The 3,321-nt window shown below is 71.7% G+C and carries 3 protein-coding genes; 2 read left to right on the forward strand and 1 reads right to left on the reverse strand.

The features are described from left to right. A partial coding sequence (locus tag JWR86_RS05180; RefSeq protein WP_299561704.1) for an AMP-binding protein occupies positions 1–743 on the reverse strand: 743 nt, incomplete at its 3' end. A gap of 202 nt (positions 744–945) precedes the next feature. Here JWR86_RS05180 and accD point away from each other — a divergent pair. Then, entirely contained in the window at positions 946–1,848 is a 903-nt protein-coding gene (gene accD / locus JWR86_RS05185) for an acetyl-CoA carboxylase, carboxyltransferase subunit beta (protein WP_299561707.1), read from the forward strand. Next, positions 1,845–3,194 (forward strand): folylpolyglutamate synthase/dihydrofolate synthase family protein, encoded by a 1,350-nt coding sequence (locus JWR86_RS05190; protein ID WP_299561710.1) that lies wholly within the window; start codon positions 1,845–1,847, stop codon positions 3,192–3,194. The genes accD and JWR86_RS05190 overlap by 4 nt, the downstream gene beginning before the upstream one ends. Positions 3,195–3,321: the final 127 nt, after the last annotated feature.

The raw sequence follows: 3,321 nt of genomic DNA on the forward strand, positions 1-3,321 counted from the left end.
CCGGAGGTGTAGAGGATGTAGAGCGGGTCGGTCGCGGCGACCGGCACGCATGCGGCCGAAACGCCCCGGCCGCGCGCCTCGGCCACCGCCTCCCGCCAGTCGCGGTCCCGGCCCCGCACGAGGGCCGCCGCGAGCTGCGGACGCTGCAGGACGAGGCAGGATTCCGGCTTGTGGCGCGACAGCGCGATGGCCTCGTCGAGCAGGGGCTTGTAGGCCACCACCCGGTTCGGCTCGAGGCCGCAGGAGGCGGCCAGGATCACCTTGGGTTCGGCATCCTCGATGCGGGCGGCCAGTTCGCGGGACGCGAAGCCGCCGAACACGACCGAGTGGACGGCGCCGAGCCGCGCCGAGGCCAGCATCCCGACCAGCGCTTCCGGCACCATCGGCATGTAGAGGAGGACGCGGTCGCCCTTCGCGATTCCGAGCTCGGCCAGCAGCCCGGCCAGCACCCGGACCTCGTCCAGCATCTCGGCATAGGAGATACGCCGGGTCGTGCCGGTGACCGGGCTGTCGTAGATGATGGCGGTCTGGTCGCCGCGGCCGGAGGCGACGTGGCGGTCGAGCGCGTTATGGCAGGTGTTGCCGACCGCGTCCGGGAACCACCGCCCCGAGATGCCGGCCGCCGGATCGAAGGCGCGGCTGGGCGGCGTGATCCAGTCGATGGCGGCCGCGGCCTCGAGCCAGAAGCGTTCCGGGTCGTTGGCGGCGGCCTCGTAGACCTCGCGGTACCGGCTCTCCCCCATGGCGCGTGTCCTTCGGGCCGGTCTCAAGGCCGGCGGTCGTGAGTGCCGCGCCGGGGCCGCCGCCGCAAGCGCCGCGGCGTCAGCCTTTTGGCGCGGCCCGGCGGCCCGGGCACGCGGCGGCATGGGCCCTGGAAACGCGCTGCCGCAGGTCGTATCTTGCCGCGATGGCCGAGCTGAGAAACCTGGAGCTGGTGCGACCGACATGAATTGGGTGAGCGAGGTCGTCCGGCCGCGGATCAAGACGCTGTTCAAGCGTGAGACGCCCGAGAACCTCTGGGTGAAATGCCCGGACACGGGCCAGATGGTGTTCCAAAAGGACGTGGAAGCGAATCTCTGGGTGATCCCGGGATCCGACCACCACCTGCGCATGAACGCCACGCAGCGCCTCAAGATGATGTTCGACGGCGGCACCTGGCTCGACGTGCCGCTGCCGGATGTCGCGACCGACCCGCTCAAGTTCCGGGACGAGAAGCGCTATGCCGACCGGCTGAAGGACGCCCGCGCCAAGACCGGCGCCAGGGACGCGTTCAAGGTCGGATTCGGCCGGGTCGTGGGCACGCCCATGACGGTCGCGGCGCAGGATTTCGCCTTCATGGGCGGCTCGCTCGGCATGGCGGCGGGCGAGGCCATCCTGCGGGGTGCCGAAACCGCGCTCGACAAGCGCACCCCCTTTGTCCTGTTCGCGGCCTCTGGCGGCGCCCGCATGCAGGAGGGCATTTTCTCGCTGATGCAGATGCCCCGCACGACCGTCGCGGTGCGGCGCCTCAAGGAGGCGCGGCTGCCCTATATCGTGGTGCTGACCAACCCGACCACGGGCGGCGTCACGGCCTCGTATGCGATGCTGGGGGACATCCACATCGCCGAGCCCGGCGCGCTGATCGGCTTCGCCGGGCCCCGGGTCATCGAACAGACCATTCGCGAGAAGCTGCCGCCGGGCTTCCAACGGGCGGAATACCTGAAGGCGCACGGCATGGTCGACATGGTGGTCCACCGCCGGGAGCTGAAGGAGACGGTGGCCCGGCTGTGCCGGATCCTGACCAAGCAGAAGGCTGTCGAGACGGCCCAGCCCGAAGCCGGGCCGGACGCGATCCGACCCGCCGCGTGAGGGGCTCGGAGGGGAACGCGCAGGACTCGTCCGACGCCATCATCGCCCGCTGCCTGGCGCTGCACCCGAAGCTCATCGACCTGTCGCTCGACCGCATCCGGCGCCTTCTGGCCCGGATGCACCATCCGGAGCGCCGCCTGCCACCGGTGATCCACGTCGCCGGAACCAACGGCAAGGGATCCACCATCGCCTTCATGCGGGCCATTCTGGAGGCGGCCGGTCTGCGGGTGCATGTCTACACCTCGCCCCATCTCGTGCGCTTTCACGAGCGCATCCGGCTCGGCGCCATGGGCGGCGGGCATCTCGTCGACGAGGACCGCCTCGCGGCGGCGCTGACCCGGGCTGTCGAGCTGAATGCCGGTGACCCGATCACCGTGTTCGAGATCACCACCGCGGCCGCCTTCGGCATCTTTGCCGAGGCTCCGGCGGACGTGCTCCTGCTCGAGGTCGGGCTCGGCGGCCGGGCCGACGCCACCAACGTCATCGACGCCCCGGCCGCGGCCGTGATCACGCCGATCGGCCATGACCACGCCGAGCATCTCGGCCACACGCTGTCGCTGATCGCGGCGGAAAAGGCCGGCATCCTGAAGCCGGGCTGCCCGGCCGTGATCGCGACCCAGGACCATCCGGAGGCCGACGCGGCGCTGGAGCGGCTGGCAGCCCGGGTCGGTGCCCGTCCGGTGCTGATCGGCGGCCAGGACTTTTCCGTCATGTCCGAGCGGTCGCGCCTCGTCTACCAGGACGAGGGCGGGCTGCTCGACCTGCCGCTGCCCCGCCTCGCCGGCCGTCACCAACTGGTCAATGCCGGCGCGGCTATTGCGGCCATCAAGGCGGCCGGTTTCGGCGACCTCGAAGCGAGCGTGTTCGAGCGCGGCGTCACCGAGGTGCAGTGGCCAGGCCGCCTGCAGCACCTGTCGCGCGGGCGCCTAGCGCTGATCGCCCCGGAGGGGGCCGATCTGTGGCTCGACGGCGGTCACAACCGCGACGGAGGCCGCGCTGTCGCGGCCGCCATGGCGGATCTCGAGGAGCGGTCGCCCGCCCCGCTCGTGCTGGTCACGGCCATGCTGGCGACCAAGGACGCGGCCGCCTTTCTGGCCAATTTCGCCGGGCTCGCGCTCGAGGTGATCGCGGTGCCGATGGCTTCGCAAGTGGCCGCGACCCCGCCCGAAACCCTCGCCCGCGTGGCAGCGGCCGCCGGGTTCCGGGCCTCGGTGGCGACCGGGATCGAGGGCGCGCTCGACGGCATCGACAGCACCGTCTACGGCAGCCCGCCCCGCATCCTGATCTGCGGCTCGCTCTACCTGGCCGGCGACGCGCTGGCGCTCAACGGCACGCCGCCGACCTGAACCGGTGCCGCCGCAGGCGGCAGTTGCCAAGCCGCGCTCAGCCGGCCTGGCCGATACGCTCCGGCGCTGAGTCAGCCTTCAGCACCGGCCCGTAGGGGCAGTGGCCCGTGGCCCCCCGGATGGCCAG

It is taken from the genome of Enterovirga sp. (assembly GCF_028290205.1).
In the GTDB taxonomy this organism is placed as follows: domain Bacteria; phylum Pseudomonadota; class Alphaproteobacteria; order Rhizobiales; family Beijerinckiaceae; genus Enterovirga.